Source organism: Bradyrhizobium sp. 482_C4_N1_8, from assembly GCF_052075965.1.
GTDB lineage: Bacteria > Pseudomonadota > Alphaproteobacteria > Rhizobiales > Xanthobacteraceae > Bradyrhizobium > Bradyrhizobium barranii.
Genome location: NZ_CP197231.1, coordinates 4064465 through 4089237, shown reverse-complemented (window position 1 = coordinate 4089237; position 24773 = coordinate 4064465). Strand labels below are relative to the sequence as shown.

Below are 24773 nucleotides of genomic sequence, written 5' to 3'. Positions count from 1 at the left end.
CACTGATGTCTGACGACGGCGCACTCAAGAAGGAAATCGACGCTCATCAGCAGCAGATGACAGAGGCTGAACGTAAACTTTTGGTCGGCCTCGATGAGTTCATCAAGGGCAAGGTCGCGCTAGGCGTGCCCAGAGAGCGCGCCTACGCCATAGTTGCGGAGATACTCCCGTACGCTCGAGAGGTCAGAGCACGCGATCTACGCCGCGCGTTTAGGGTCGTCTAAGGCGTCCCGGGAGAGCTAGGCCCGCCAGCGTGACCAGCGGGCTGGTAGCGATCGTCAGGCGCAGTCGCGACCTCCGCGGGGTACGATCGAAGTACTGGCTCGTGGAGCTTCGCGCGCTTTGTCAATGTCCGAAAGGAGGTTCCAATGCGTACTCCGGCCTTGGCGATTTTGGCAATCGGGATGGCATCAACAGAGCCGGCGGCAGCTCAGACGTATAATCCGGCCTATCCGGTTTGCCTGCACGTTTACCGCGCGGGGGCCAACTATTACGATTGCAGCTACACATCGCTGCCTCAGTGCAATGCTTCGGCATCGGGCCGCGCAGCAGAGTGCGCCATAAATCCATACTTCGCGGGCGTGGAAAACCCCGCAGCTTATCGGCGGCACGGCCGCCGCGCCTACTAGGGCAGTTGCGAGAGACGCCCAGCCCGCCATCGTGAACCGGCGGGCCTTTGCTTTTCCACACCCGCGACGCGCAGTAGTTCGCGCGCGTTCCGCGGCCCAAGGTTCGGATTAGCCTACGTCGTTCTGACATTGCCCCATAGGCTCCCGATAGCGTGAGCCGTGGGTCAACCACCGAGAGCAAGTAAAACCGGCCACAGCTTTGCAAGGAGCCAGAGCATCAGGGCGAAACACGCCCAAATGCCCATTAAAGCAAAGACGGCCCGAGGATTCCTGAAGATCATCACAGTGCCAACTTAGCACTCGTCGGAGATCTCCGCACTGAGCGAATGGGGTAGCCCGCCAGCGTGGAATTCGGCGGGCTCTCTATGCTCATGCGGACTGGGGCAAATGCGTCACCTTCTCCGCCGATCAATGTTGTTGTGGCCGGGGAAGAACAGACCGGCTAGCACGCCAATAGCAGCAGGTATGACAAGGCTGAGACAGTCCATGACGCACCGCCTCTCAGCAAACGGATCGCCTGCCCGATAAACTGACGGGCCTTCAACTGCGTTCCGCCTTCAACTGCGTTCCGCATCAGCGACAAAAACCCGCCATCGTGAATCGGCGGCCCTTTGCTTTTCCACACCCACGACCGGCAGTAGCTCGCGAGCATCCCGCGCCGCTAGGAATCGATAATTTGACTCTCGCCTGCGCCGCGGTTCGATGGCGTCATGACCAAGGCAGAGAACAGAGCGGCGGCGAGAGCTTGGCACCAACTACGCATGCGTCAGCGCGCGGAGGAAGTGCGGGCCGAGGCGATAGCGACCGATCTGGCCGAGCTCGGCCGGCTTCGCCACTACCTCATCTTTGGCAGGAAGGATCGCCGCGCCGACCGCGAGAAGCTGATGAGCGCCATTGACGACTACGTCGGTGAGATGACTGGCGATCGAACCGCGCTGCACGCCAAAAACCACAAGTGCGGGTGAAGCAGTTCGGCCTGGGGGGACGAAGAATCGGGTAGTCGATCTGCATGAAACTCGCCGCCGAACGTGCCTTTGCCGCACCTGAAGCCGCCGCCCGCAAACTGGTCGAGCTCGCGAAGACCATTGAAGCCGTCCAGGACGGTCGCATTCACATCGAAAAGCTCAATGCTCCGTTTCTCTACACGCTCAAGGCCACCGGGTCGGAGTTCGGCGCCGGCATCAAGCATTGAGAAGGGCTGGCCCGAGCTGCACGAGAGCGGGACCTATGTCCGGCTGATCAGCATCAGCGCAAAAGCGGCCCCAGCAAAAGACTAAGTTGCCGGGGCCGTTTGGAGGTCACCTTGGCGGTAATGGGGTCGCCAGGTGGTCATGAGCATAGGAAAAACCGGCAATCAGTTCTGTCCACTTGTGCCCAAAGCGGTATAGTTTCTCATCGGGAACGGAACCGATCGCAATGAAGGACATGCAGGCTCAGTTGGAAAAGCTTCGCACGGATGCTGCCGAGTGCGCCTTGATCCGCGATCTTGCTACTGAACCCAAGAAGCGAGAACTGTTCACAAGGCTGGCCGAGCATCTGACAGTTCTGGCCGACGAGGTTGAACACGCCATTGCTGCCGCGGGACCTGAACTGAAGCGAAAGGAATGACCGAACGAGGCTGGCGTCGGCCTTTCGAGGGTCCGATCAGGATCGGCGAACGCACTCTGGTGACGCTGCTCGACGCCGGCGAGTACATTGCCGCACTGCCGAAGAAAGAGCACGCGGCACCGGAGTGGCAAGCGGCGATGGAAGCCTTGATCCTGGTGGCGGAAGGTGGCGGTCCGACGATGTTTGCCCGCATCGGGGTCATACGGGCGTTGAACCGCCACCACGTCCTGGAGTTTAACCCGAAGGGAAAAGAACCGCATTGGGGCCGGCGCAAGCTGAAGAGGGATCAATGACCGTCTTCGTGTACGTCAATACGGCCAAGCAGGTCGGCGACATCGATCACATCAAGGTTTTCGCAACGGTGGACGCCGCGGAACGATGGTTCGATGAAAACGATCCGGAGGGCGTCGCCTTCGAATACGATGTTTTGGGCTTGCCAGCCGGAACCGCGTGATCTGAGACGCGGGTCCAATGGGAAAAGCCGCAGCGTGGTTCCAGCCCCCACTGCGGCATTCCCGGAACTACGAAAAACCTTGGTGCTCAAATCTCGCCGGTGTTCTTTTAATAGAACACCCCGTTCCGAAAATGGATTCCGTAAGAATACCGGTGCGCGAAGTTCGAGCATTGCCGTGTGAGGGCGAACATGGCACGGGCATGCATTCCAGCCCCAATGCTCCCGGCTGTCGATCCAATTGCGGATTAGAGCGCCGGGAGTGCTAGGCCCGCCAGCGTGAACCGGCGGGCCTCACTTGGTCGAAACTGGCGTGTACTCATAAACGTCAGCTTCCGAGAGCAAAGTGGAAGTTGCCCCGCTTACTTGGCATCGACTGCTTGTGATCCGAATTAGGCCGCCTAGGATGTCCGCCCCGCTCGCATCTCGCGCCATCTGCGTTTGGAACTGAAACATTTTCTACCCTGAATGATTTACTCCCGGGGCTTCGTAAGATGCGAGGCATTCATGAACCCTCTTTCGGCGAGCGACGTGTTCCTTACGGTCGCGGTTATGAGCACGACGTTCCTGATTGAGATCGGGTTTTTCATCCTGATCGGAATGTTCTGAAATAGCGCGCTATTGGGGTGATACGCAGCGGGTGCGAAGGTCTAGTTCTCCTCGAACTTGATGGTTGAGACCGGCCATCTTCCGTCATGACCTTTGATTGAAATCCGAAGCCCGTTCAATTCATCCAGCCAAACGTTCTCGACCGTGCCTGCCTTTCCGTCAGTAAGGACGACGGTTTTGCCGATCAATTCGGATTGCGCCTTACCGTACTCATTCAAGATCGTCGATGCACGAAGCTTCACCGGCGGCATCGTTCATCCATGTTCGGCCGAGGCTGCGGCTCAACCGCGCGCCTTGTTCCAGTGCTCGGCCGCTTCGAATTCGCGGAGCCGATCGATTTGCGCTCTCAGGCTCGCCGGTAGTTTCGACTCTGGTTTCAGCGACGCACGTAGTCTCTCGCCGATCTCTCGAATGATGGCCCGACAGTGTATGTGGTCAATGTCAATTCGGTTACGCATGACGGAGCCTTCGGTTCCGGCAGCACCCGTGCCTCCCCGGCAACCGATCGGGGCACTGCTGGCGATTTTGAATAGAACTGGAGACCGTCGCTTTTGGCTATCTGCGCGAGCGCTTGTGTTAAGAACAGCGGGTCGTTCGCCACGACCTTTGGCTATCCGCGACATGCGCCGTGTTACTACCGGCGAGCGACGGCCTCAGTTTTTCTAAAGCAGGCGGACGCTTTCGTTCCTTGATTTCTGATCGCGACCGCGATGTTCCATTCCGAAGGAGGAACCTGCCCCAGCGGCTAGTCGCTGGCGCCATGGAAGCAACTTCCGATGCGGCCGAAAACATTGGGCCGCAGTGTTCGGGAACCATTTCTGAGAGTGTCCGGTTAGTTCATGGGGCGATAAAGGGCACCATCGTCATGAGGACCAAATATCTCGCTGCGATTGCGATAGCTGTTCTTGCTTGTAGTGGGCTGGTCGTGAATTCCGTCGGCTCGCTTCATCGCGAAAAGCAGTCCACGCCGGGCGCCAACCAAGTGGCGGACCGTTTAGCTGGGTCCTTGGATCCGTATTTGATACGGTCTGGTGGCTAAAACGGCCGGTGCAACTCAGAAATGCATTGGCGGCGCTGCCTTAAGTCATGGGGCATCGCGCCCGTTCGGCAAGCAAGGCTGTAACGCCCTTGCCTCACATCCCATCGCACTCGCATCCATACGTCGCATTCCTCGTCTGTCGGATTGAACGCTGCCTCCGCCTACGGCGCAACTTCGTGTCCGTTACTTCCGATATTGGCCCCGAGCTGAACACCACGGAAGCCAACGCCACGTCTGCTGTCGGAGGGAAGCCGGACGTCGCCCCACTGGTTGGCTGGCAGCCGCTTTTGACCCTCAACGGACATTCAGGCGGCATCGGACGACTTCAACGCTGGTTCAGGATTCTTGGGTCGCAAATCCCGGTGGCTCTCCGCGCGCGCACGAACTTCTTCTTCCATCTTCCGTGACTGAGCGATGCGCCGAACAGCCTCAGCTATCCGGCGGAGGAGCGGCGTGAAGTCGGGTATGTCTGTCATCGCCACCAATAGAGCGGCAATCAAAGGAGATTGCCGCGAGCAAGCAGAGCGTCGCAACGACCTCATATTTGGCCTTCTGTTCCTGCGGGACCATTTTCTCAGGCAGGCAGAGAAGTCGGAGCATCAGGACGCCCATTGCCACGATGAACAACAAGAGAAAGGCTGCGGTGAACACCATGAGCGAGTCAATTTGCCCAGGGCTGCGTGATGAACCAAGGCAAATGCGTGGGAGATATAGGATGCCGCGTCTCGATCATTTCTTCCCTTCATGAACGCGAGCTACTGCACGCGCTGCACCGGGACGATGAGCGGAGATGAAGACCTATCGACCCACTACGCTCTAGCCAAGCTACTTAGCTGCCCCCGTCGTAACTCCTGGCGCCGGCGTAACACCGCGCCGCACTTGGCGCGCCTCACGGCGACCCTCGCGGCGCACTTGGCGCGCGTCACGGCGATCCTCGCGGCGCTCGTGGCGCCCCTCACGTCGATCTTGACGCCTTTCCATGCCAGCGGTCTGCGCCTCCGCGTCAGGGACCATCAGCACGGTCGGAAACGCGGCAATTGCAGTCGCCAAGCCGAAAGAAGAAAGAAGCTTCCGTCGAGAGATCATGACTGCCTCCCTCACTGGACTGCCCCAAGATTAGAAGTTTACTCGCTCTGCCTGTCCTCGTCTTGATCTATGTCATTGGACGGTTGCGCTCACATCCGCCATCCTTCGACGGTCGCGCCGTCGCGCGCGCATCAGCTCGACCTCGACCACGTCATCATGTCGGGACATCCATCGACACACATGCTTGCACTGCGCCACCGCGCCGAAGCCTCCTTTCGCAAGTCAGGTCAGTGCTACTGTCCACTCGCTCAGTCCACACTGATGTAGATCAACCCGAGGCGACTGAGTTGGTTTATACTTGTTGTGCGGGAGAGCTTGAGGAGGATCTCATGATCTCTCGGCGAAAGGCTCTTTCTTCTCTCGGATTGGCGACCGCGTTTGGCCTGATAGCGCTCCCTGCGATGATGGGGTCCTTGCCCGCTTTTGGCGGTGCTTTCTCGCATCAGCGGCATTTGGGGCCGCCATGCCAATAACGCCGCGATATCAACATGGAGACCGATCATGAAAAAGCTCAGTGTGTTTGCGATTATCGTTGGAGGCGCATTATTGGCGGCGGCGCCCTTCTCGTTTCAGTGGTCGCCTGAAAAGAACGTGGTGCTATCCCTTGACCGTGCTGATGCCCGAGTAGGACGGCCGCTAACTGCAACGAGCGTTGCAGGCGTCGGTCGAAGGACTGCGCGACGGGCATATCGCCGCGGATACTAACGGCGGCTGGGCTGGCGGTCGCTGCGGGCATCACCCGCGCACCCTGCCGATCAGCCTACGCAGCTTGCCTAGTCGGCGTTGAGCCTCGGTGGCGGCTCATCCATCATGCGCTCACCGGTCAGCTCTTCTGACCGCTGGTATAATTGCCGCGATGCAGGAGTCCGGAAGTGGCCCATCAGCGAAGTGGCGACACCTTTCATTGAGGTCCGCTTGGTGGAGTAGAGCGGACTGACTTTGCTCACTCTGAGTTCTTCATTTTGACCCGAAGCGGTCCTGCACGCGGATGGCGCGTTGTCGCATGCGCCATCCGCTCCCACAATCAATCTCTTGCGAAGAAGCGAGCGTTAAGCCTTCAGGTCGGTGATCCGCATAATCGCGACCACATTCCCGTCGTTGTACGCCTGTTCCTCAGTTTCCTTGTTGCAGGTCCAGACAAAATTCTTCTTGCCCGAAAAGGTCTTTCCCTCCTGCTCAAGCCGAAGCTCCCCTTCGGTGATATGGCAGACCATGGCATTCATCATCGGGGGCCCCATGGTCTTCGACCCCGGCTGCATAATGATATCGCGCATTGAGACGGTCTTAAAACCTGGGATCAGGGATGGTGTTTCGCCTTCATATTCACGCACCACCACACCTGGCCAAGGCGTCGTATCCTTGTAGCTTGTGGCTTGAGCGGCGGCAGGTTTGACCATGGCAGCCGAAACTGCAGCCAACCCGATTCCCAGTGCGGACCTTCGATCGACCTTGCCCATCGCTTTCCTCCCGACATTACTCGAACGAGCCGCCGCAAACGCAGCGCGCAAAAGTTCGTGGTGAACGGTGGTGCGAAACCGAAAAAAGAACGGTCTCTAAGAGGAGTGTGCTTGCCGATAGCGCCAGTGCTGCTCGTTTGCCCGGACGGTGATTTCGGCACGTCCCGCTTCAAGGGCAGTGACATTCTACGTCACCTGACGCATCCGGGAAACAGGTGGCGTCACACGAAGACACTGCGGGTTCCTAAGCAATGTTCGGCGGACCTTCGTGAAATGTCGGCCTCCGCGCCGCTGTTGGCGAATAAGTGGGTACTGGCCGAAATAGGCCACTCGCGAAAGTGAATTAGTGCCACTGGTAGGAACTAAGGGATTGCCCGCCCTGTTGCATGTTGTTCCTCCCTCTAAAGGAACAGCCTTATGGCCGACGACAACAACAAAGATCCAAATGAGAAGCAGCCCGGCGAGAATCCGGACGGCAAGTACCATTTCAATCCTGGGAACATGGCCGGGAAGAAGCCCGGGGATTCGGAGCAGACTGCCGAAAACCGTGGCGAGCAGCCGCACGCGGACAAAGAAAAACCCGCCGGTTAGGTGCTGGCCACTCGGAGGCCGCCAACTGAGGCGGCCCTACTCTTTTGCTTTGAACTCGCAAATCCTGCGGTTGAGGTGCCAAAGCTCTACATCATGACCATCCACAAGCTGTTCGGCCTGTTCCTTTGCGGCCTCGTCGTTCTCGCACAGAAGGTCGATCCGCTGTTGAATGTGACCATCCGCGCCTATGAGATAGGTGCGATATCCGATCATTTCGGGGCGCCAGACCCGGCGAGTTTAGCCACTCGCTTATGTGAGCGCCGGTCTCGGCTTGCCGAGCTTTGCGCACCGCCCGCTCCCGCTCGATACCTGGCGGAAGCAATTTGGGCGCTTCGCGCAGGCGAAAAGCTTCTAAGGCAAGGCGTTCTTCAAGGGTTGTGGTTTGCTTAGTGCGGCGTCGGTGCTGTATTGCGCCAGCTCCTGTCCCAAGGGAAGGAGGCGGGAGCGCGTGATGGCGTTCTCATCACCGATAGATGCCGGGGGCCGCGCGGTGATGGGTCCAGTGTCGCATGTCCGGTACCGGCCATATGGTGAATTTTGATCACCTCGCAAAAGTTACCGAAGGTAAATCAGGCCACTCCCCTCATAGGGGACTCTATGTGAGGCCAATACAAAAATTGCGGCTCAAGTCGTCTAGGTTCATCCTGTCGGCGAGCTTGCGGCGAGTTTCGAGGCCAACGAAGTTGACCTACAATCCACGGTGTTCCTCTCCCCGGATCTTGAAGCCCGATCTGGCAGTCGCTGAATGCGCTTAGGACCATAATCACAATGGGCTCGAGAGCGACGCATGCCCAGACGCAGGCGGGCTTGGAGGAAAGGAGTTGACTTGCTGTCCATGTCAGATGCGCTGCCATCCATTCTGCAACCGTCCGCTCGGTGCCGCTAAGGGACACACCGATTTACGTTTGCACCGAATTCACATCGGAGTAGCTTCTGGGTGCCGGGCTGGCCAATATCTCAGTTATTTTTTAAACCCGGCGAGAGCCGCAGCGTCAAAAGGTGCTGCGGCCCCCTTTTGCAGTTGGCAAAGCCCAACAGCGTGAACCGGCGGTTTGACGTGAAGACGGTCACGCGGCTCAATCAGCAAGGAGGATGACAATGGCCTTCTTGAATTGGCTAGGTGCACAACCGCCAGGAATCGCCACCTTCCTCGGCGCCCTAACGGGATCTAGCCTGGGCCTTCTGGCTATTATTGTGGGTGCGCTATTCAATGCCCATCTCAATCGGCGCAGAGACGATCGGATTCGCGATCACGACGCTCGGGCAGTCGCTACCGCGCTTTATGCAGAACTAACTGGGATAGACCGCGCGCTTCGTAGAGGCAGTGAAGCTCTCAGAGGTGCCCCAAGGGATGGCGAGCGATTCCTTGTCAGAACTCCGCTTGTAATTCAGATCTTCCCAAAATTGATCGATAAACTCGGGCTGCTTCACGCAGAAACCATTAGAGAAGTTTCCCACACGTATCTTGTCGCCGAAAGATACAAGCAGGACCTCTTGCTCTTGCCCCGCGGAAGGCATCACGCTGCCGAGGAAACCCCCTATGGTGTTCTGCTGCCCTTGGACCTCTCGGCATCAGTGATCGAGCTCAATGAAATGACGATGGCAACGACGAGCAAGACGCTTCAAATATTGAAACCTTACCTTTAGACAAGCCCGCCGGGAGCGTTGGACCGAAGCCCACGCGCCCATGTCGTCATCACTTTAGGGCGTGTACTCATAAAAGGTCGGATTACCAACGCAAAGCGGAAGTCGCCATCTTGAGCGTGATCGGCGGCTTGTGACCCAACTGCGACCTAGTGCACATCGAATGTTGCGGCGCAAAGTCAACTTTCGCCCTTCCAAAATCCCGATTGGAATCCTTACGATGTGGCCCCTCTGAGGCTTTTGGGGATGAGATGAGACGGCGGGAATTTCTTGTCGGGATTGCCGGGCTCCTTTTGCACCCGTCATTCGGCATTGCGCAGCCAGCAGGCTCTGTCCCAGTCGTGGGCGTCCTCTGGCACGCCGGGAGTGCGGAAGAAGAGAAGGATTTTGCGACCCCGTTGCGGGCAGGTTTTGCTGACCTAGGCTACATCGAAGGCAAGACAATCAAATTCGAGGAGCGGTTTCCGGCGGAGCAGAAAGAGCTTTTCGATCGCATGGCGACCGAATTGGTCGACGCAAAGGTCAATGTGATCGTGGCCGGCTCCATCCCAGCGGCGCTGGCAGCTCAACGGGCGACGTCGCTCATCCCCATTGTGCTAGTGGCCAACCCCGATCCCATAGGTCTGAAGCTGGTTGCCAGCCTGTCACGCCCCGGCGGCAATATCACCGGTCTCTCCTCGATGGGCTTCGATCTTGCGGTTAAGCGGCTCGAAGTGGTGAGGGAGGTCATTCCTGCGGCCTCGCGCATTGCGCTCCTGGTCAATCCCTATAATCCCTACGACGGCGAGCGGCAGGCCTCCGAACTTCTACCCAGCGCTCAGAAGCTAGGACTCGTCATCAAAGCATTCGAAGCCAAACACCCCGAACAGCTTCAGCCCGTAATAGAGCAGATTGCGGCGGAAAAATTCGATGCGATCATCATCACCCAGAACGCGATGTTCTACAACGAGCGAAAGCGGCTCGCGCAACTCGGGCGTGCCTACCGCATCGCGACCATGGCCCCCGCTGATCTGTTTTTGGATGCCGGCGCAGTCATGTCATATGGGCCAGTCTGGAGCGCCATGTTCCGGAATGCGGCGCGCTACGTCGATAAAATTCTCAAGGGAGCAAATCCGGCTGAACTTCCGGTGCAGCAGCCGACCCAATTCCGCTTCGTCATCAATTTGAAGGCTGCAAAGGCGATTGATCTCGAAATTCCTCCCATCGTCGTGTCTCGCGCTGATGAAGTCATGGAATGACTGCGTTTGGCCCTTCGGCGAAGTGGCGGCATCGCTCCACGAGGTCCGCTTATTCTTCGCATTTTGACCCACCCCGGACATCCGACCGCTTGCACGACGCGAGCCGCTGCAGGCAATAGTTGTCAGGTGCCACCGGCGATAAGCCGAGCGCCTGCCACATATCCGCTGCCTCCCTCGACACACCGAGGTTTCGTCCGTCTATGCCCTGAAGCAACGACTCCGACCGTGTTGCCAGGACATGGTTTTGCCGGTAACGGCGAAGCTATGCCACGAGCCAAACGACCTCAGCTCTCACCTGCCGCTGGTCAGCCGCGGCGGGATCTGGGACATCATCCAGAGCTCGATCGCTGCCAGGATCGCGACCGCCGCGCCGATGATCACATGCACCGTCATCGCGGTGGTTCCCTGGAAACCCAATACCCAGGGCGATACGAACGCCCACAAGCCGACGATGAGGTTCAGCCACTCCTCCCACACCGCGAATGCCGCCAGTGCCGCGATCGCAAGGATCGCGATGGCGATACCGGTGATATAGGCGTTTTGAGAGACCGTCCCGGCATCGAAACCGAATATCCAGGGCGAAACGAAGAGAAACGCGCCGAGGATCAGGTTCGCGACGTCACAAAATTTTGCGTTCGTCCAATTCTCTAGCCAATTCTGCATGACACCCTCCATTGGAGGTTTTCCATGTCAAATCAACCGTATGATCGCCGCGCCGGTTCCATCGCGGCCCGCGGCATAATGGCAAGGGAGCGGTGTACCTGCCGCGCCTGCCGCTGTCGCTGCTCGGCCGCGCCGACGTGATCGAACAGCGATGCAGTTTGTTGCAGTGCACGAGCCTCTTCCTGTCCTGGCCCATCAGCGAAGGTCGATCAGAACGATCTGCAAGAATACGCTAAGGACATCCGTATCGAAATAATCAGGCACGGGTCATGTCCCCGCGTCAGGGGAATGGGCAGCTGCAAGCGAGATCGTATACGTCTATTGGATCGGTTCGACCGATACTGCCACCAGGAAACGGGGCCCTAACGTCGCCGGTTTATCAGGGGCTAGTGCAATCGCTTAGAGCCGCGTCCGAATGTTGTCCGACCGGTTGCTCGAAAAGCAGTGCCACTTGATCTGGTTCGCCAAGGATCGCTGCGGCACAACCCATCATGGTCAATGCTCCGGCAACATCCCATAGCGTTACATTTTCTAATGTCGCATTTCCCGACTTTGCCCAAGCCAAGAGCGCAGTGATCATCGCGTCTGAGAAAAATAGAATACTGAGCGCTGGTAAGACGAGCTGGGAATCCAGCAGGAGTATCATCAAGAATGCAGGAGCTGCGACCAGTATGCTCAACACCGCGCATGTGCAAAATGCTTGCCGCCAAGAAGCATTCCTGTTTGTCCAACTTGCACGAGAAAGGATCATTTGATCCTCCTGCATAGGTGCATTTTTTAGCGCCACTGACCTGCTGAACTACTCTGGTCTAGCTGATCGTTTTCCGACGTCTCCCCCATCAATGTTTTGTCCTATGCCGCTGACTCTCAATCAGCGTAAGAATGCGAGCGGTCACCACGGCAATAACGATGACGGCTGCCAGCGCCTCGACAGAGGCCAAGGTCCCGTACCACTTGTTCCAAAGCTCAATCATGTGCTGGCCTCTCGCGAGAGCGCACCCACGATCGATAAGATCTGCTCTCGAAAAAGAACGAACTGTGCGATCAAAAAAAGCAATGCTACTCATCGTCGCGCGGTTTTTCACCGCGCGGCAAGGTGACTTACGCGGCACCGATACGCAGGTCGCGCGGGTGTTTGGCGTCCGGATATCGGGTGACGCTGCGATCGAGTAAGCGTGCCGGATCAAGTCTATCAGCGTGATGGTTTCTTCTTAAAGAGCGCTCTCAGCTGCTCCCACTTGGCCTCGATCCACCTCAAAGCCATGAGAAGAGGCTTCTGTAGAATAGGGATGTCCTGTGCGATCAGAAGAAGGCCTAGAGGCAGCATCCAGAGGCCGAAGATAGGCAGAAAGCTGAAGACGCCTCCTAGGATGAGCAACCCGGCGACAACGACACGGACCCAAAACGAGGATGGTTCTCGTAGCCACAGAATGAAGGTCGACACCTTCGTAGGCACCCGTCGCCGGAACAATTCAAAGTATCTATCCAATTCCGCTTTGACAGAAGCCATTAACTCGACCTTCTCTGATACCAGGACGCGGCAACTCGCTCGAAATCCGCGACTAAATCAAAAGATCTGTACGGGAAGCGTTCCAAACCCTTCGGCTTGGAGATGACGGACGATCCGTCTGCGGACAGTCAGGGCCGAGACGTTGCCGGCACTGGACCGGTTCTCCATGGTGGCTTCGAAAGACCGCCGCCAAATTTCCTCAGGGTTGCGCAGGGCAGATGATAGCCGGCAAGCGCGGGTATGCCGGGTAGCCCTCGCCTAAAGCGTATCCGGTGTGCGTCGAGGTGAGCTTTGATCCTCGTTGAGCAATTCCTGCTCGGCCAAGCGCCAAAAGTCTTCGTCTCGGCCCTCTGGCTTACCTGCCTGCTCCCACAACTCGTAGGCCCGGGCCGCAACGGCTTCATGAATTCGCCTATTCATGAGCCTTCTCCAGACCCTCAACTAGGGGCAATCGGAGGCGTTCCTAATCCGGTCATCCCCCAAAAACGTGCCTGTGAACTAAGAAGCCTCCTATTCAGACCGTCGCGCTGTTGTGCCGACTCTGATCCAACTGCGTACGCACCGCGACAGGAACGAATCGGACGTCGACAACTTGAATCCGGGTTCCGTTGTGTGAGTTGCTTATGCGTCAGTCCCGACGGCTTATGTCGATTGCCCCGAACGGTGACGAGACCGTCTATTTGGTCGCAGATGACTTCGGCCGCAATCGCCGCGCCTGGCGCGAAGCAGACTTGGAGATGGCGGAAGAAGCAGTCATCCAGGATCTGCTTGCGGGAGAATATCGCAGGCCGATCAAGGTAATCGCCTTCAACAAAGCCGAGCGCTGCTCGGAAGATGTTTCTGAGGACATTGCCCGCGAGCTCCAGCGCCGTTGCAATTGGCAACAGAGCGACGTTCCCTCACACCTCAAGGAATTCGTCGACCGCAATGCCGCGCAGGATCTTCGGCAATTCAACCTGCGCCTCGTGTAACCATGGCGTTCCGACAGAAAACGCCGGAAGCGCTCGGCGTCAAAGTGCCCCTGCCCGGCTTCACCGCGCCGGCCCTAGCGAGCTCGATCGACCGAGTACCGACCGGCGATCGATGGATCCATGAAATCAAGCTCGACGGCTATCGTGTCCAGGTGCATCTCGCCAACAAAGCGGTGAAGGTTTTCACGCGGCGCGGCCACGATTGGACCAATCGCTTCCGGAAGGTCGCCAACGACGCTTGGCACGTCAGGGCCCGTGCCGCGATCATCGACGCTGAAATCGTGGTGCCCGCCGCCGACGGCACAACAGATTTCTCGGTTCTGCAGAACGAGCTCAAGGGCGCATCGACGAAAATCGTCCTGGTCGCTTTCGATCTGCTTTACCTCAATGGCAGGGACATTCGGAAATTGCCGCTATTCCAGCGCAAGGCCGAGCTGAAGAAGATCATTGCCGGTACCGACGTCCAATTCAGCGAGAGTTTTGAGATCGACGGGAGCGAGATGTTTGCCCACGCCTGCAAAGGTGGGGCTCGAAGGCGTCGTCTCCAAGGTGCGCGACAGCGTTTACCCGATCGGCCGCGGCAATGATTGGGTCAAGAAAACCTGCGCCCAGCGGGAGACGCTCACCATCGCCGGGTTCGCCCTCGATGAAGGCAAATGGGACGGCACGTATCTCGGTCGGCGCAAGGGCGAGGACCTGCTTTATGCGGGCAAAGTCGACCATGGCTTCGACAAGTCATCGGCCGCAGAGCTGCGCAAGAGGCTTCAGCGGCTCGTCCGCAAGGCACAGCCTTACACCAAGCGGATCGCGCACAAGGGCATATGGGTCGAGCCGAAGCTGCTGGCCGAGATCGAGTACCGCGCCAAGTCCGCCGAGGGAAAGGTGCGGCATCCGTTCTTCAAGGGGTTGCGCGAGGACCTGTAACGGTGCGGCGATCGGTGGCAAAATTTTTTCAGCCCCCCTCTTGAAACCAAAACCGGCTTTGCTAATTTTTTTGTCGCCATCTGACGATGGCGTCCGGGCGCCTCATGGGCCCGGGCCAAGAGACGGGCACCGGTTGTGTCCGGTGCCGCTCGTAGACATCTTGCTCTCAGGAGGATTTGGCTATGCGCACCTACGATTTTGCACCCCTCTGGCGCTCGACCATTGGCTTCGACCGCCTTTTCGACCTCGCAGAAACCGCTCAGCGGGCCAGCGAGGACAACTATCCACCCTACAACATCGAACGGCTGGCGGAGGATCGCTATCAGATCTCGCTGGCTGTGGCGGGTTTCTCGCCCGAAGATATAGTCATCACCGCCGAGCAGAACGTGGTGACGGTCGAAGGCAGCAAATCCGACAAGACAGAGCGTGATTTCCTCTATCGCGGTATCTCGCACCGCAACTTCAAGCGCCAGTTCAGCCTCGCCGAATATGTCCAGGTGAAGAGTGCCGCGTTCAATAACGGCTTGCTCACCATCGAACTCGTCCGCGAGATCCCGGAAGCCATGAAGCCCCGCCGGATTGCGATCGGCGATGCCTCGGCCGGCAGCGTGCCGAAGCTGGAAGCTAAGGCCGCCGCCTAGCGCAGACGCCATTGGAGCCGCGCGACGAATCGTGCGGCTCCCATCCATTCGTCAATGAAAAGGAGAGGACCATGCGGCCGACGACCGCTGACGACAACGTTTTCGATTTCGACGCTCTTCTTCATCCCGGCACGGTGTTTGAAGCACCGAGAGACGTGCTGGATCATCCGGCGCTGACGTTGAGCGAGAAACGCGCAATCCTGGCATCATGGGCGTCCGACGCGTCCGCGATCGCCTCTCGCCCGTCGATGCGCGCACCTGCCGGCCTCAAGAAACCGGTATCGATCGACGAGATCTTGGACGCGTTGCGCGCCCTGGACGGTGGCCCCCGGACGCCGCCCGGCGGAAAGCCTTACCGTCTCCGTTCGACCGAACGTGCGGCCGCCGCGGCGTAGTTTCGGAGGCCCAGATGACGACGGACGAAAACCTGGCACGCCTTCGTGCCCATCATAACAACATCAGCCGCTACCGTCAGCTCCTGCGTACCAGGCTTTTGCCTTTGGAACGCCAGTTCATCGAACGGCGGCTTTCTGACGAGGTGGCCGCTCTGCAGAGCCTTTCCGCTTCGACCTTCCCGATCGCCTTCAGTGAGCCAAGGCCTGGACGACCGCTGCCGGTTGCAGAAGTGATGGCATGAGCACGACCATCAATCTGGGCCGACCGGGCTCAGGCTCTTTCCCTTTGGCGCTCCTCGGAAGGTTCTTCCGTGCACGAAAATTGAAGACTCCGGCTGCGGACGGCGTATCATCGGCCGTGGAGATCTCAGGGATGGCTCTCTCGACCAACGAGCGTCCGATGTGTCCTGTGTGCAAACACCGGATGGGGTTGGCGCGCATCTCTCCCGGCCCGCGCGGATTCGACGAGCGCACCTTCGAGTGCTCGACTTGCGAGCGTACCGAAGTGGTTCGCTTGGCCGTGGATCCGATGCAAACGGACGCGGTTGGCTGGCTCGCCGGCGAGCTGAAGCCGCCGAACTGAAGTTCGGTGTGAGAGGCGCGATGGATGAGGACTTCTGCAAGAACACAAGAACAGAAGCAACGCATTCGCCCTTTGGCTGAGCGGGCTGATGCTCTTCACCAGGGGGCTGCCTGTTGGCGCTGGTCGGCCATACACCCCCGGAGGTGGCCAGTCCCTTGAAGGTCGCGGAGCGGCCGCTGCCGCTGCGCGCCACGCCGCGGGCGTCGATCCTCTCCGGGGTCGGGCGAGGCGTGACAAGGGCGCGACCGAAGTCCGGTGCGACGCTTGCGGCGGCGGGGTCGCTGCCCGCGTGGGATTCCGAGCCCGGCCGCACAATACGGGCCGCTGCCTGTTGCTGCAGGACAGCGTCTCGTTCAGGCTCCTGTTGGATGGCTAGGGTTGCAGCAGTGCGAGAAGGCGAAGTCGGTCTTCCTGGCGAAGGCGCTGGTTGGCACGCATCGTTTTCAGCTCGCCCTCGACTTAAATTATGTCCTGGCCCTGCCGCTTCAAGGCAATCACCAGTACCTCCTGCTCTGCAAGCTGTCGCTCAGCTTCAACTGCCTCGCGCTCTGGTCGCCTCAACTCATCAAAAAGTGGTCTGCATAACCAGATACGCTGCCGGGGCGCGCTCCGTAATTTGTGCCGCACGATCTCAACCGCCCGCATCAAGCTGCGTTCCTTAACCGGCCCCGGAGCGGGGTCGCGTTCCTATCGTTCGGAGCACGGCGGTCTTTGAGCAGAGCGTTCGCTGCCCGCCTCCACCCGCGTCCAGACTAGATCAGCGCGAAGCGCTCGCTACATCGCGCTTTAGGGCAGCAAATCGCTGGCCGCCACACGGTTGATCGTGGCGAGGCGCTGCTCGGCGCTTGCAGTGAAATCTATGCCAGCCACCAGATCGAGCAGACGATGATAGGCATGGTCGGCGACCGCGACCGGTAATGGCGCTTCGTCGAACGTATCGACATAGTTGTCGACGACCGAATTCAGCAGCCGACACAGGCCCTTGTGGTCAGGCTCGTCCTTGCAGGCTTCGTAGAGTTTTTGCTGGAATTCGCGGAAGGTGTGCAACCCGTGGTGCTGCTGCGAAAGCCACGTATGCAATGCGTTCATGATAGCCTCTTCGAATAGGGAGAAGAAGCTACCGACTTATACAGGCCGGAAAAAGCATCGACAAATGTGGTTTTCGCAAATCCATAATGCGCAATATGCAGCCGCTCGCAGGAGCTACGGTGCCAGGAAAGAACGGCAACTCAGCGCAATTGCTGCATTCGACTCTCGTCTAAGGAGGTGAATTGACGGCGTGATGTAACAACGCCAGTCCCGAACCGGTGACTTGATACCTCAATGACTGCTGCCCCTGATCCTTCCAAGACCGCCATGCAATATCTGATATGGACCATAGAGCACATCGAGAAAGCCGGAAACCAGGTGGCTGTGCGCCACGCTCGCAATGCTCTACGCGCTGAGCCGGGCCAGCGGATCTCCCCACATCAAAGACGAGCCCTAACCAACGAATTGAAACGCAAGCGCATTGCGTCAGCGCACCCAGAGCATCGGGCACGCCTCTGCACCCTACCGTGCAAATATGACGGCCGGGAACCTCAACGCCTCAGGAAGAAAATATCAGCTTGATCGCCAAGACGGTCGTAAACGCGCCAAGGGCGATGACAGCGATTTTAAAATGAAGATTACTATCCAAACCCATTTGCCCTCACCCACACAGCGCCCTCGGCTACTCGCCCTCGCAGACCGGAAAAACCCGGTGGCTCTGGAGGAGGCCACCGGGCCGACCCGCCGTCCATTCCAATGGCTGTAGGCTGAATACATGGCGCTGACGCGTCTGTTCGAATCTCGACAGATCGCCTCGGTTTGGTCGGACATGTGGCTCGCAGGCCACGCCGCGAAGCGGCGAGCGGCTCGTCTAGGAACGTTGGGTTTGTTGCCCCATTGAACCAGCGAAAGGGAGGGGCATCATGGTCCGTGACCTTTTGATCCTCGCCGCCGTTTCGATGGTGTTGAGCGTATTTGTCTGGAGCGTCTTTGGAAATTCACCACCGAGGCCCGCGCACCCGCGTGTTAGCGCAATACTCTCCTTGAATGCCGCTCCGGAGCCGGCGCCTGAGTTCAGTCCGTATATGAGGACAGAGCGCTGATAGGTCTGCCCTGTGCCCACTTCAGCACCGGCCGGCCGGTCTTAAATCGCCGTCGCGCGCTCTCATGGGCCCAGCACGTTGTGCACAGGGTCAGCGGAGGATGGCTGTCAGGGTAGGTCCTGACCTCGCCTGCAAAGTAGCGGCACTTGTCACTGTCGCACTTGGGATTGTTGTTCGGATTGTTCACCTTGGCCTCGGTCAGTGGCGATCTGCCCAGTGTGAGCGAAGTTTGTGACGCGTGCATGCGCGGGTGACCAGCAACGGCCTCACAGTGCGCTGTTGCCGGACAGTGCACTGTGAGGCCAGCCGCGACGAGCCACCCCTTGTGGGGGGCTCGGGAAAACCCGGCAACCGGCCGGTCGTTCCTAAGAGAGGGGCCACTCTCCGACGAGGCGCTCGGCCGGCTGCGTCAGCTTCGCGCAGGTGCCGCGCGCTCGAAAAAGCTCTGCGCTCACGTCATGGCTTCGACGGCCACCGCCGCCGGCCTTGCCGAAGGCAACCCTGCGGCTCTAGGGGCGGGTCCCGTAGTGGCACGTCCGCCCCGCCCCATTTGAAACCAGAACCCGGCGCAATCCGTTAGGGTCGCGCCTCCACGGCCGCCTTGCCCCCAAGCTTCCGGCGCCGTTGGAGGGGACGGGTGCGCTCAAGGGCGTGCCCGTCTTATCAATCTGGTTTCGCTCGGTGCGCCCGGTCCCGAAGACCACTTCATGAAACGGAGGCGACCATATGGAGAGTCCCGATCTCAAAGCGTGGGTCGATGGCTGGATGGAGAAAGTGAAGCAAGGCGCTGAAGTCCATCGCCAGCAAGGTCTGTCACCGGAGGATGCCGAAGCGCGCGACTATGCCCCCGCTGACGTCAAGATCCTCACCATCGCCCACGTCCCGGAATCCCTGCAACAGGCGTGGCTGCAACATCTGCGCGACTTCGACGTCGCGCATCCTGGCTGCTATTTTGAGATGATGGTGGATGCGCCCGAGATGCCGCTGCCCGATATCATCAATATGCTGGCGATCAATCCGGGGCTGACCTTCACCAAACTACTCGAACGCAAATGAGCTGGCCCGACCGGCGGTGTAAATCCATACGCGCATCATCGTTTCCTTGGGGGAATGAGACGATCTAACCCCAGCGCCCACTAAGGTCGATGTCGCTGCGTTGCGTTGATCTACGTCAAGGTCATCTATCCTTTGACGCTCACGTTATGTCAGCCGCAACGGAGGCGATCCCGTCGTCTTTTCAGTTGCTAGTGCGAGGAGGATTACCATGCCTCGGAGCAAGCGTCTTTCGATTAGGTCAATGACAATGATTGTGGCCAGCGCCCTGTTGGGTGTAGCAGGTATCACTCTCAGTCCAACACCGGCTGAGGCGGTTGTGTACTGCACGTATGTTGGCTATCCGCCGAGTTGCGTCGCACGCGCCGGTGTTGTCCTTAGGCCTCGTCCGGTGGCACGCGCTGCGGTTCGCCATAACGCCGGTGGCAATCTAAATGGGGGTGTCAATCGCGTTGGCGTGCGGCGCTAGAACTTGGCCCGTCAAGACACCTTCGCGGTGCGAGCTGTCCGACGCAGGCAAGCCGTTTGCCTAATGAGGCTGAGGGTAAGGCAGGTCGGCATTGAACCAGAGTGGTGGCTGCCTCGGAGCAGTGGTGGTGTCGGTGATGTTTCTGGGATCACTCATCATCATCGCGCTGTGGTTCTTTTACTAGACACCATCGCGAAGGTTCGGCCGCCCCCAACATCGACAGCACGATGAAGCCGCCAACTGAGCCAAGGCTTACGTTCGCTTCTCGGCATTAATACGCAGGACATAGAGCGTGTTTCGGGACTCATCCACGACTTCCATCCGCCATTCGCGGTCGGGAGTTAACTTCCCATGGAGGCCTTGGAGTATCTGCCCAGCCGTTACCGTGGCTACCTTCCAAGCGGCGTGCTCGTCAGCTCATAGCCTTCGCGGTCGAGTTCGCGGCGTTTGTGGGTGACGTGGAAGAAATAGCGCGGCATGGTGCTGTCCTGCCCACAACGAATTCGCGGCGAATTGGCATCTAAGACGTTGATTTGGATCAACCATCCCGTGAATAAGCGGGACGCCTAGGGTATACAAGTGAACAGATGGAGCGGGTGGTGATGGGACACGCTCACTTCGGTGCGCTGGGCTTATCCCGGCGCGCTCGCGGCCCCGGCGTCCCGCTCTCGTTCTCCTCTCGCGAAGACGCTTGGGGCCGTCGCGCGCTGATTGTTCAAGTGGCGCGAACTGGCGCTGCAAATGCGCGTGGTTGTCGTCAGTGGAGATGTTTTGATGCGCGACCTGCTCAGTCCGCGTGAGAAGCGATTATTGAGGCGCTTGGCTGCCGGAAAGACTGACGCGGAGATCGCGGTGCGACTGGGCGGCACCGCCAAGCAAGTCTCACTGCAGAAAGCCAGGCTGCTCGCGCGATTGCAGATCAATCGCCCGACGAGATCGCCGATGCATGAGAGATGGGCGGCCTGGCCGCGCTATCGAGGCATCACGTAGAAATCTCGCCGGCGAAACCACGCGCACGTCTCTTGTCGGAACGGTCGGCGCACACCAGACGATACATTGACCTAAGGATCAAAGATGCGCCGCTGCCACTGATCCAGGGTTAACGAATGGTTAAGCCGGATCTGGGAGGTTGCAATGGGGGTGACCTAAAACGAGGTCCACCATGTTGAGGCTGAAGAAAGCTGCCCCGGTATCCCGCAATTTGAACATCGGCCAGATCGACACCGCCGAGTTGCTGCTGCACCGCGTGTACGCCTTTGGAGCGGCCGAGGGACATGCCTCCGGCGAGTCAGTGGGGCAAGACGCTGCGGGCTGGGAACGGGCAGAAATGGCTCTGCTACAGGCGCAGATCGACACCCAGCGTCAAATTATCAAGCTGCTCCGCAACGAATTGTCAGACGTGAGGAAGGAACGGGACGCTTGGCGCAGTCGGGCTCACAGGCTGTGTCGATCGGTTTCGACTGACCTCACAGCCACCCCGCGCCCCGGATCGTTTGCGGCATTGCTCCAGCAACCTCGAATACATTTCCGGCAGCATTGACTCAAACAACTGCCGCAAGGACCGCTTGTTTTTTGGCTGTCGAATATGAACGAGGTTAGGATGAGCGCCTATCTGGAAAGACAACCAGCATGTTCCCTGAAACAGCGCGCATGTTTTCGAAAAAAATTCCGCAACGGGTCAAAACCGGCAATACTCCGATTGAGCAAAGAATTTCTCCTTGGACCCAAAAGCTGACCTCTCCTCCTTATGGTTACACGCCCTAGACATCGCCATCATTCAGCGCTTCTAATCCCCGCTCCTCCAGCCACCGCTTCGACTTGAGCCGTAGCTGCATCGGCAGCGACCGCACAGCGGTGATGCACTTGTGCATCGTGTTCTCGGCCGCAGCGCGTCGTGAAAAACGACGCCCTTGCGGGTCGCCCATTGCTTGAAGCGCTCGACAGCAGGATAGCGTTGCACACCTGATTGTAGCGCGCGACGTCATCGGTGCCTGACGCATCGATCATTTTCTTTCGACCACGTCGTGAATTTCGTCCCAATCCGTTTTCATCTGTTGGGCGACTTCATCGATCAAAGCGAAGGCCTGCTCGCGTGTGTTTGCGATCTTGTCGATGTTCTCGGTGATATGCGATCCACACACCCCGATAATCGCGCAACGCTCACTCCCATCCCCGTACCCCAGCTCGAAGTACGGCTCCTGCCGTCGTCGATAGAGCGTAGTTCAATGCCGAAAGAAATCGGCAGCGCTATGCATCCCAACACGCTTTTACCGCGGATGTCCCTTCGCTGATATCTCTGAGCGTAGTTTGCGCCGGCATATCATCGCCGCGGTCACAACTCGAATTAGGAACGAGAAACCGCGCCTGTTCTGAGGGGTTATCGGGCTATTTCTTCTTCACTTCTACATTGAGCAACCCTATTCCCAGCCGTGGCGGGCCTCAAGTTGTTCTTTTTTGGTGAGGGGTTCCTGCTGCACGCACCTCGCTAGGGCTGCGCGACGTTCCTGATAAGTCTCCCGGCGGGCCGCCCGTGTGCGGCGGTGGCGGCATGCCCCAGCGCATCGCACCATCTCGCTCCCGGCATCAGTGTTGCGGATGACTGGAGCCGGATAGTCAGGAAAGACGCCGCGGGCATCTGCCGGCAAAATCCCAAAGTGCCCTCGACCAGACCGTGCTAAGAACACTTGCAATCTGCAGGAGACACCCGATGGGCTATTCTGTCGTAGATCTTGGTCCGATGCGGCCACAAGGAATAAGCAATCGAGGCGACGTCATCCTGGGCTCCGGGTTGAACCCGCCAAACTTTGTCCGCCTCGTGGACGGCACTCTCATCACTCTTCCATCTGAGATCATAGATGTACTGGCCATCAACAACGAGCGCGTTGTCCTCGCCAGAGTGCAGGGCTCCACCGGGCGGGAATACGCGCTTTACAATCTTGAAACGAATACGACCGAGCCGATCGCAATTCCGGGTTATCCCGCAATTGGACCCCTGGCGCTGAACAATTCCGGCGATGTGGTGGGAACAGCGGCAAAGGGCGGGAGCGTCCTGGATGATCAGAGAGGTTTTATCTTCAACCGCAACACCCAGGCGGTTACTTGGGTGTTGCCAACGTTACCGCTGTCGCAACCACCCGGATCGACGGCCTTCCTTGAATTGAAAGATATCAACGATATTGGCCACGCGATCGGAGTTCAAGGGTGGGTACTAGGCTTCGATCAGCTCGAAGTGCCCGTCTTTTACGATGGTGCAAATCTGCGCGCGGTGGCAAATCCCATCGTCATGTCCAATGGAATTCGCATCACCAACGACGACAAGCTGTGGGTTTGGTTTTTTGGTCGGGGCGGCCCCGAAGTACAGGCAATTTACGATGCCACCACCGACACACTCGCGCCATTCTCAAATGGCCAAATTCTTGACCTCAATGCTAACGGTCAAATCTTGTTTGAGCACGAATTTAACTACTATCTTCAAAGCGGAGGGTTTATCACAGCAGTAAGCGATCTCTTCCCGTCCGGATCCGGTTGGAGTCTAGACTTTGCAATTCAAATGAATGATTCCGGGGCAATTGTCGGCTGGGGTGAACTACATACCAATGCTGGTTCCTCCGCCGGGCATGGATTCTTATTGAGCCCCCCACCTCTCCGAATTCCGCGCGGCAAGCGGGACGATATTATCGCGATCATTCTCTGGGGCGTGATCAACTGCGGTCCCGGGGTAGCAATAATTGGGGGACATTTAGTCCGAATTCCACCTCACGGACCGCTGAACGAACTTATGGCCGCACTGCCTGAAGCCCTTCGCAACGAGCTGACGCCATTGATCAAGGATGCGCATTTCAGGGAACCCGCCGACGTGCGAGAGTTTCGCAGACGGGTCACGTCTGTAATCTCAAGCTACTCGCGCCGTACATTTGGTCGCTCATGAGGGCAGAGATGTAAGTGGTCCGCATGAATTTGAGGCCGGCAAACGTTTCAGATTTTTGGTGTGCCATTCCCTCAATTGCGGATTTTTTGACTTCTGGCCGACGGTAGGGTTCTTTACGACAACGTCGCTGAAGTGATCCACGACCGCTGCAATGGCGAAAACGCCGCCAAGTCGCTCATACAGGCTTTGATCCGGAGTGGTTTGCTGGACCTGCGCATGCGCTTGATTGGCTCCAGCCAAAGCCACGGGGGCGGCTGTCATCGCCAGTCCTGCGACGACGCTTCGTCTGCTGATGGACGTTGAACGAGCTTTTGCCATTGGTACCTCCTCATATCGGCGCTCAGCATCCTCCCGCGCTAACGGCCGCCGAGCGGGCATTGCCGCCCGGCGGCATTGTGGGTGATCGCCGTGCTCTCCCATCGGATGGTCGGAATAGAAATGCCCGGAAAATTTGGAGATGCCAACCATGCGTCCGGCGGGTGACTCCGCCTGAGTCAAAAGCTGAAGTCCGACCGTTCCCTTTCCGTGTTCGGCCCTACCGCCATCGATGAACCGGCTGCCTTGTCTGCTAAGGGCCAGGAGGAGGGAAGCACATTGGCCTGGCCAGATAACGGGCGACGCCTGAGACATTGGTTTCAACTCAGATGGCAGCGCCGGCCAGCAAGAACGCGCCGCCAAGCGCGACCATCACAAGTCCAGGCCAATTCGATTTGATGCCGAAGCCGCTGCCCGGTCTTTCAGGCTCCAGCGTGTCTCGCCCGGAGCGAAGCCGCTTTCCACCGCTGAGTCGGCTTCGCCAGATGGGCTGAAATGCCATTTGGAGCACGCCGCCGAAAACAAGGAGCGCACCAAGCCATATTGGTCATGCTCGCCTCCTTTACCCGCCAACGCCGAGAGGTTGCTGGACCGAGAACCCCCGGTCCATTCAGCATCTGTCCGCTGCTCTCGGAATCAGACCGACATTGAAAGCCTCGTCTTCGGGCGTTCAATAAGTTCGTATGAACGCGGCTGCTTTCCTGCCATGATTCCAGAACAGCTCCGCAGATTGCGCAGACCGCGTCACCTGTATGCGGAAACTTCTCTTCGGTGCGTCTGTACTCAGCACCGCAAGTGCATTGCACAACTGTCACCATCCCGGTGATATGTGCTTCG

General features: G+C 58.5%; 32 protein-coding genes and 1 pseudogene. 23 read left to right on the top strand and 10 right to left on the bottom strand.

Annotation, left to right across the window (positions count from 1 at the left end):
• Positions 1–5: 5 nt before the first annotated feature.
• The 7 genes from AB7Z56_RS19475 to AB7Z56_RS19445 all read left to right on the top strand — a co-directional run bounded on the left by AB7Z56_RS19475 (position 6) and on the right by AB7Z56_RS19445 (position 2691).
• Positions 6–224: a hypothetical protein gene (locus tag AB7Z56_RS19475; RefSeq protein WP_283016716.1), complete on the top strand. Its 219-nt coding sequence runs from the start codon at positions 6–8 to the stop codon at positions 222–224.
• A 144-nt stretch (positions 225–368) separates the two neighbouring features.
• The gene (locus AB7Z56_RS19470; RefSeq protein WP_071911927.1) at positions 369–629 is read left to right on the top strand and encodes a DUF3551 domain-containing protein; all 261 of its coding nucleotides are present in this window, start codon (positions 369–371) and stop codon (positions 627–629) included.
• Between the two features lie 710 nt (positions 630–1339).
• On the top strand, positions 1340–1594 hold the full coding sequence (locus AB7Z56_RS19465; RefSeq protein ID WP_167768351.1) for a hypothetical protein: 255 nt from the start codon (positions 1340–1342) through the stop codon (positions 1592–1594).
• 44 nt (positions 1595–1638) lie between these two features.
• On the top strand, positions 1639–1821 hold the full coding sequence (locus AB7Z56_RS19460) for a hypothetical protein (protein WP_343287527.1): 183 nt from the start codon (positions 1639–1641) through the stop codon (positions 1819–1821).
• Between the two features lie 224 nt (positions 1822–2045).
• The gene (locus tag AB7Z56_RS19455) at positions 2046–2237 is read left to right on the top strand and encodes a hypothetical protein (RefSeq protein WP_038955530.1); all 192 of its coding nucleotides are present in this window, start codon (positions 2046–2048) and stop codon (positions 2235–2237) included.
• A complete protein-coding gene (locus AB7Z56_RS19450) occupies positions 2234–2530 on the top strand; it encodes a hypothetical protein (RefSeq protein WP_244623531.1) in 297 nt (98 codons plus the stop codon). Before AB7Z56_RS19455 ends, AB7Z56_RS19450 begins: the two co-directional genes overlap by 4 nt.
• Positions 2527–2691 (top strand): hypothetical protein, encoded by a 165-nt coding sequence (locus tag AB7Z56_RS19445; RefSeq protein WP_283016719.1) that lies wholly within the window; start codon positions 2527–2529, stop codon positions 2689–2691. Before AB7Z56_RS19450 ends, AB7Z56_RS19445 begins: the two co-directional genes overlap by 4 nt.
• Positions 2692–3338: 647 nt before the next feature.
• Here AB7Z56_RS19445 and AB7Z56_RS19440 read toward each other — a convergent pair.
• On the bottom strand, positions 3339–3548 hold the full coding sequence (locus tag AB7Z56_RS19440) for a PRC-barrel domain-containing protein (protein WP_283016720.1): 210 nt from the start codon (positions 3546–3548) through the stop codon (positions 3339–3341).
• A 1253-nt stretch (positions 3549–4801) separates the two neighbouring features.
• Between AB7Z56_RS19440 and AB7Z56_RS19435 the strand changes: the two genes are divergently transcribed.
• Complete coding sequence (locus AB7Z56_RS19435; RefSeq protein WP_283016721.1) at positions 4802–5020, top strand: hypothetical protein; 219 nt, start codon at positions 4802–4804, stop codon at positions 5018–5020.
• Between the two features lie 650 nt (positions 5021–5670).
• Here AB7Z56_RS19435 and AB7Z56_RS19430 read toward each other — a convergent pair.
• Together AB7Z56_RS19430 and AB7Z56_RS19425 are read right to left on the bottom strand one after the other, a co-directional pair.
• On the bottom strand, positions 5671–5925 hold the full coding sequence (locus tag AB7Z56_RS19430) for a hypothetical protein (RefSeq protein WP_283016722.1): 255 nt from the start codon (positions 5923–5925) through the stop codon (positions 5671–5673).
• Positions 5926–6471: 546 nt separating this feature from the next.
• On the bottom strand, positions 6472–6879 hold the full coding sequence (locus tag AB7Z56_RS19425) for a hypothetical protein (RefSeq protein ID WP_441256401.1): 408 nt from the start codon (positions 6877–6879) through the stop codon (positions 6472–6474).
• 417 nt (positions 6880–7296) lie between these two features.
• Between AB7Z56_RS19425 and AB7Z56_RS19420 the strand changes: the two genes are divergently transcribed.
• A complete protein-coding gene (locus AB7Z56_RS19420) occupies positions 7297–7470 on the top strand; it encodes a hypothetical protein (RefSeq protein WP_354096938.1) in 174 nt (57 codons plus the stop codon).
• 36 nt (positions 7471–7506) lie between these two features.
• On the opposite strand, the gene AB7Z56_RS19415 is transcribed toward AB7Z56_RS19420, so the two are convergent.
• On the bottom strand, positions 7507–7683 hold the full coding sequence (locus tag AB7Z56_RS19415; protein ID WP_283016724.1) for a hypothetical protein: 177 nt from the start codon (positions 7681–7683) through the stop codon (positions 7507–7509).
• Positions 7684–8568: 885 nt separating this feature from the next.
• Between AB7Z56_RS19415 and AB7Z56_RS19410 the strand changes: the two genes are divergently transcribed.
• Positions 8569–9117, top strand: a complete 549-nt coding sequence (locus AB7Z56_RS19410) for a hypothetical protein (RefSeq protein WP_283016725.1) — start codon at positions 8569–8571, stop codon at positions 9115–9117.
• Between the two features lie 248 nt (positions 9118–9365).
• Complete coding sequence (locus AB7Z56_RS19405; RefSeq protein WP_283016726.1) at positions 9366–10352, top strand: ABC transporter substrate-binding protein; 987 nt, start codon at positions 9366–9368, stop codon at positions 10350–10352.
• A gap of 291 nt (positions 10353–10643) precedes the next feature.
• Here the strand turns inward: AB7Z56_RS19405 and AB7Z56_RS19400 are convergent, their stop codons facing one another.
• The 3 genes from AB7Z56_RS19400 to AB7Z56_RS19390 all read right to left on the bottom strand — a co-directional run bounded on the left by AB7Z56_RS19400 (position 10644) and on the right by AB7Z56_RS19390 (position 12945).
• Complete coding sequence (locus AB7Z56_RS19400) at positions 10644–11015, bottom strand: SPW repeat protein (protein ID WP_283016727.1); 372 nt, start codon at positions 11013–11015, stop codon at positions 10644–10646.
• Positions 11016–11394: 379 nt separating this feature from the next.
• Positions 11395–11766 (bottom strand): hypothetical protein, encoded by a 372-nt coding sequence (locus tag AB7Z56_RS19395; RefSeq protein WP_283016728.1) that lies wholly within the window; start codon positions 11764–11766, stop codon positions 11395–11397.
• Positions 11767–12783: 1017 nt separating this feature from the next.
• The gene (locus tag AB7Z56_RS19390; protein WP_283016731.1) at positions 12784–12945 is read right to left on the bottom strand and encodes a DUF2934 domain-containing protein; all 162 of its coding nucleotides are present in this window, start codon (positions 12943–12945) and stop codon (positions 12784–12786) included.
• A 224-nt stretch (positions 12946–13169) separates the two neighbouring features.
• On the opposite strand from AB7Z56_RS19390, the gene AB7Z56_RS19385 reads away from it, so the two are divergent.
• The 7 genes and pseudogenes from AB7Z56_RS19385 to AB7Z56_RS19355 all read left to right on the top strand — a co-directional run bounded on the left by AB7Z56_RS19385 (position 13170) and on the right by AB7Z56_RS19355 (position 16624).
• Entirely contained in the window at positions 13170–13496 is a 327-nt protein-coding gene (locus AB7Z56_RS19385) for a hypothetical protein (protein WP_304494795.1), read from the top strand.
• A gap of 2 nt (positions 13497–13498) precedes the next feature.
• Positions 13499–14420 (top strand): annotated as a pseudogene (gene ligD, locus AB7Z56_RS19380) (non-homologous end-joining DNA ligase).
• A gap of 182 nt (positions 14421–14602) precedes the next feature.
• Positions 14603–15061 (top strand): Hsp20 family protein, encoded by a 459-nt coding sequence (locus tag AB7Z56_RS19375; protein WP_283016733.1) that lies wholly within the window; start codon positions 14603–14605, stop codon positions 15059–15061.
• 71 nt (positions 15062–15132) lie between these two features.
• Positions 15133–15456 (top strand): hypothetical protein, encoded by a 324-nt coding sequence (locus tag AB7Z56_RS19370; RefSeq protein ID WP_354096939.1) that lies wholly within the window; start codon positions 15133–15135, stop codon positions 15454–15456.
• A 14-nt stretch (positions 15457–15470) separates the two neighbouring features.
• Positions 15471–15698: a hypothetical protein gene (locus tag AB7Z56_RS19365; protein ID WP_441256400.1), complete on the top strand. Its 228-nt coding sequence runs from the start codon at positions 15471–15473 to the stop codon at positions 15696–15698.
• A complete protein-coding gene (locus AB7Z56_RS19360) occupies positions 15695–16039 on the top strand; it encodes a hypothetical protein (protein WP_259222823.1) in 345 nt (114 codons plus the stop codon). The genes AB7Z56_RS19365 and AB7Z56_RS19360 overlap by 4 nt, the downstream gene beginning before the upstream one ends.
• Before the next feature lie 378 nt (positions 16040–16417).
• A complete protein-coding gene (locus AB7Z56_RS19355; protein ID WP_028156207.1) occupies positions 16418–16624 on the top strand; it encodes a hypothetical protein in 207 nt (68 codons plus the stop codon).
• Between the two features lie 201 nt (positions 16625–16825).
• On the opposite strand, the gene AB7Z56_RS19350 is transcribed toward AB7Z56_RS19355, so the two are convergent.
• A complete protein-coding gene (locus AB7Z56_RS19350; RefSeq protein WP_028156206.1) occupies positions 16826–17128 on the bottom strand; it encodes a hypothetical protein in 303 nt (100 codons plus the stop codon).
• A 1769-nt stretch (positions 17129–18897) separates the two neighbouring features.
• Here AB7Z56_RS19350 and AB7Z56_RS19345 point away from each other — a divergent pair.
• Positions 18898–19227: a hypothetical protein gene (locus tag AB7Z56_RS19345; RefSeq protein WP_283016735.1), complete on the top strand. Its 330-nt coding sequence runs from the start codon at positions 18898–18900 to the stop codon at positions 19225–19227.
• 208 nt (positions 19228–19435) lie between these two features.
• A complete protein-coding gene (locus AB7Z56_RS19340) occupies positions 19436–19693 on the top strand; it encodes a hypothetical protein (protein WP_283016736.1) in 258 nt (85 codons plus the stop codon).
• Between the two features lie 252 nt (positions 19694–19945).
• On the opposite strand, the gene AB7Z56_RS19335 is transcribed toward AB7Z56_RS19340, so the two are convergent.
• Complete coding sequence (locus tag AB7Z56_RS19335; protein ID WP_428841312.1) at positions 19946–20062, bottom strand: hypothetical protein; 117 nt, start codon at positions 20060–20062, stop codon at positions 19946–19948.
• A 342-nt stretch (positions 20063–20404) separates the two neighbouring features.
• Here AB7Z56_RS19335 and AB7Z56_RS19330 point away from each other — a divergent pair, with 342 nt between their 5' ends.
• From AB7Z56_RS19330 to AB7Z56_RS19320, 3 genes are all read left to right on the top strand, one after another.
• Positions 20405–20683 carry a LuxR C-terminal-related transcriptional regulator gene (locus AB7Z56_RS19330; protein WP_283016737.1) on the top strand — a complete coding sequence of 93 codons (279 nt, stop codon included), beginning with the start codon at positions 20405–20407 and terminating at the stop codon, positions 20681–20683.
• A 172-nt stretch (positions 20684–20855) separates the two neighbouring features.
• On the top strand, positions 20856–21233 hold the full coding sequence (locus AB7Z56_RS19325) for a hypothetical protein (RefSeq protein WP_283016738.1): 378 nt from the start codon (positions 20856–20858) through the stop codon (positions 21231–21233).
• Positions 21234–22400: 1167 nt separating this feature from the next.
• The gene (locus AB7Z56_RS19320; protein WP_354124272.1) at positions 22401–23621 is read left to right on the top strand and encodes a hypothetical protein; all 1221 of its coding nucleotides are present in this window, start codon (positions 22401–22403) and stop codon (positions 23619–23621) included.
• On the opposite strand, the gene AB7Z56_RS19315 is transcribed toward AB7Z56_RS19320, so the two are convergent.
• Positions 23616–23939 (bottom strand): hypothetical protein, encoded by a 324-nt coding sequence (locus tag AB7Z56_RS19315; RefSeq protein ID WP_283016740.1) that lies wholly within the window; start codon positions 23937–23939, stop codon positions 23616–23618. The two genes, AB7Z56_RS19320 and AB7Z56_RS19315, sit on opposite strands and share 6 nt — an antisense overlap.
• Between the last annotated feature and the right edge of the window lie 834 nt (positions 23940–24773).

What these genes read in the sequence shown, in the direction of transcription:
- AB7Z56_RS19415 (WP_283016724.1), bottom strand. Translation starts at nt 7,683, where the DNA reads ATGATCGGATATCGCACCTATCTCATAGGCGCGGATGGTCACATTCAA.
- AB7Z56_RS19390 (WP_283016731.1), bottom strand. Translation starts at nt 12,945, where the DNA reads ATGAATAGGCGAATTCATGAAGCCGTTGCGGCCCGGGCCTACGAGTTG.
- AB7Z56_RS19475 (WP_283016716.1), top strand. Translation starts at nt 6, where the DNA reads ATGTCTGACGACGGCGCACTCAAGAAGGAAATCGACGCTCATCAGCAG.
- AB7Z56_RS19445 (WP_283016719.1), top strand. Translation starts at nt 2,527, where the DNA reads ATGACCGTCTTCGTGTACGTCAATACGGCCAAGCAGGTCGGCGACATC.
- AB7Z56_RS19410 (WP_283016725.1), top strand. Translation starts at nt 8,569, where the DNA reads ATGGCCTTCTTGAATTGGCTAGGTGCACAACCGCCAGGAATCGCCACC.
- AB7Z56_RS19395 (WP_283016728.1), bottom strand. Translation starts at nt 11,766, where the DNA reads ATGATCCTTTCTCGTGCAAGTTGGACAAACAGGAATGCTTCTTGGCGG.
- AB7Z56_RS19460 (WP_343287527.1), top strand. Translation starts at nt 1,639, where the DNA reads ATGAAACTCGCCGCCGAACGTGCCTTTGCCGCACCTGAAGCCGCCGCC.
- AB7Z56_RS19365 (WP_441256400.1), top strand. Translation starts at nt 15,471, where the DNA reads ATGACGACGGACGAAAACCTGGCACGCCTTCGTGCCCATCATAACAAC.
- AB7Z56_RS19455 (WP_038955530.1), top strand. Translation starts at nt 2,046, where the DNA reads ATGAAGGACATGCAGGCTCAGTTGGAAAAGCTTCGCACGGATGCTGCC.
- AB7Z56_RS19325 (WP_283016738.1), top strand. Translation starts at nt 20,856, where the DNA reads ATGTTGAGGCTGAAGAAAGCTGCCCCGGTATCCCGCAATTTGAACATC.
- AB7Z56_RS19375 (WP_283016733.1), top strand. Translation starts at nt 14,603, where the DNA reads ATGCGCACCTACGATTTTGCACCCCTCTGGCGCTCGACCATTGGCTTC.
- AB7Z56_RS19465 (WP_167768351.1), top strand. Translation starts at nt 1,340, where the DNA reads ATGACCAAGGCAGAGAACAGAGCGGCGGCGAGAGCTTGGCACCAACTA.
- AB7Z56_RS19405 (WP_283016726.1), top strand. Translation starts at nt 9,366, where the DNA reads ATGAGACGGCGGGAATTTCTTGTCGGGATTGCCGGGCTCCTTTTGCAC.
- AB7Z56_RS19425 (WP_441256401.1), bottom strand. Translation starts at nt 6,879, where the DNA reads ATGGGCAAGGTCGATCGAAGGTCCGCACTGGGAATCGGGTTGGCTGCA.
- AB7Z56_RS19450 (WP_244623531.1), top strand. Translation starts at nt 2,234, where the DNA reads ATGACCGAACGAGGCTGGCGTCGGCCTTTCGAGGGTCCGATCAGGATC.
- AB7Z56_RS19435 (WP_283016721.1), top strand. Translation starts at nt 4,802, where the DNA reads ATGTCTGTCATCGCCACCAATAGAGCGGCAATCAAAGGAGATTGCCGC.
- AB7Z56_RS19320 (WP_354124272.1), top strand. Translation starts at nt 22,401, where the DNA reads ATGGGCTATTCTGTCGTAGATCTTGGTCCGATGCGGCCACAAGGAATA.
- AB7Z56_RS19470 (WP_071911927.1), top strand. Translation starts at nt 369, where the DNA reads ATGCGTACTCCGGCCTTGGCGATTTTGGCAATCGGGATGGCATCAACA.
- AB7Z56_RS19440 (WP_283016720.1), bottom strand. Translation starts at nt 3,548, where the DNA reads ATGCCGCCGGTGAAGCTTCGTGCATCGACGATCTTGAATGAGTACGGT.
- AB7Z56_RS19360 (WP_259222823.1), top strand. Translation starts at nt 15,695, where the DNA reads ATGAGCACGACCATCAATCTGGGCCGACCGGGCTCAGGCTCTTTCCCT.
- AB7Z56_RS19430 (WP_283016722.1), bottom strand. Translation starts at nt 5,925, where the DNA reads ATGATCGGTCTCCATGTTGATATCGCGGCGTTATTGGCATGGCGGCCC.
- AB7Z56_RS19420 (WP_354096938.1), top strand. Translation starts at nt 7,297, where the DNA reads ATGGCCGACGACAACAACAAAGATCCAAATGAGAAGCAGCCCGGCGAG.
- AB7Z56_RS19315 (WP_283016740.1), bottom strand. Translation starts at nt 23,939, where the DNA reads ATGGCAAAAGCTCGTTCAACGTCCATCAGCAGACGAAGCGTCGTCGCA.
- AB7Z56_RS19350 (WP_028156206.1), bottom strand. Translation starts at nt 17,128, where the DNA reads ATGAACGCATTGCATACGTGGCTTTCGCAGCAGCACCACGGGTTGCAC.
- AB7Z56_RS19385 (WP_304494795.1), top strand. Translation starts at nt 13,170, where the DNA reads ATGTCGATTGCCCCGAACGGTGACGAGACCGTCTATTTGGTCGCAGAT.
- AB7Z56_RS19340 (WP_283016736.1), top strand. Translation starts at nt 19,436, where the DNA reads ATGCCTCGGAGCAAGCGTCTTTCGATTAGGTCAATGACAATGATTGTG.
- AB7Z56_RS19370 (WP_354096939.1), top strand. Translation starts at nt 15,133, where the DNA reads ATGCGGCCGACGACCGCTGACGACAACGTTTTCGATTTCGACGCTCTT.
- AB7Z56_RS19345 (WP_283016735.1), top strand. Translation starts at nt 18,898, where the DNA reads ATGGAGAGTCCCGATCTCAAAGCGTGGGTCGATGGCTGGATGGAGAAA.
- AB7Z56_RS19400 (WP_283016727.1), bottom strand. Translation starts at nt 11,015, where the DNA reads ATGCAGAATTGGCTAGAGAATTGGACGAACGCAAAATTTTGTGACGTC.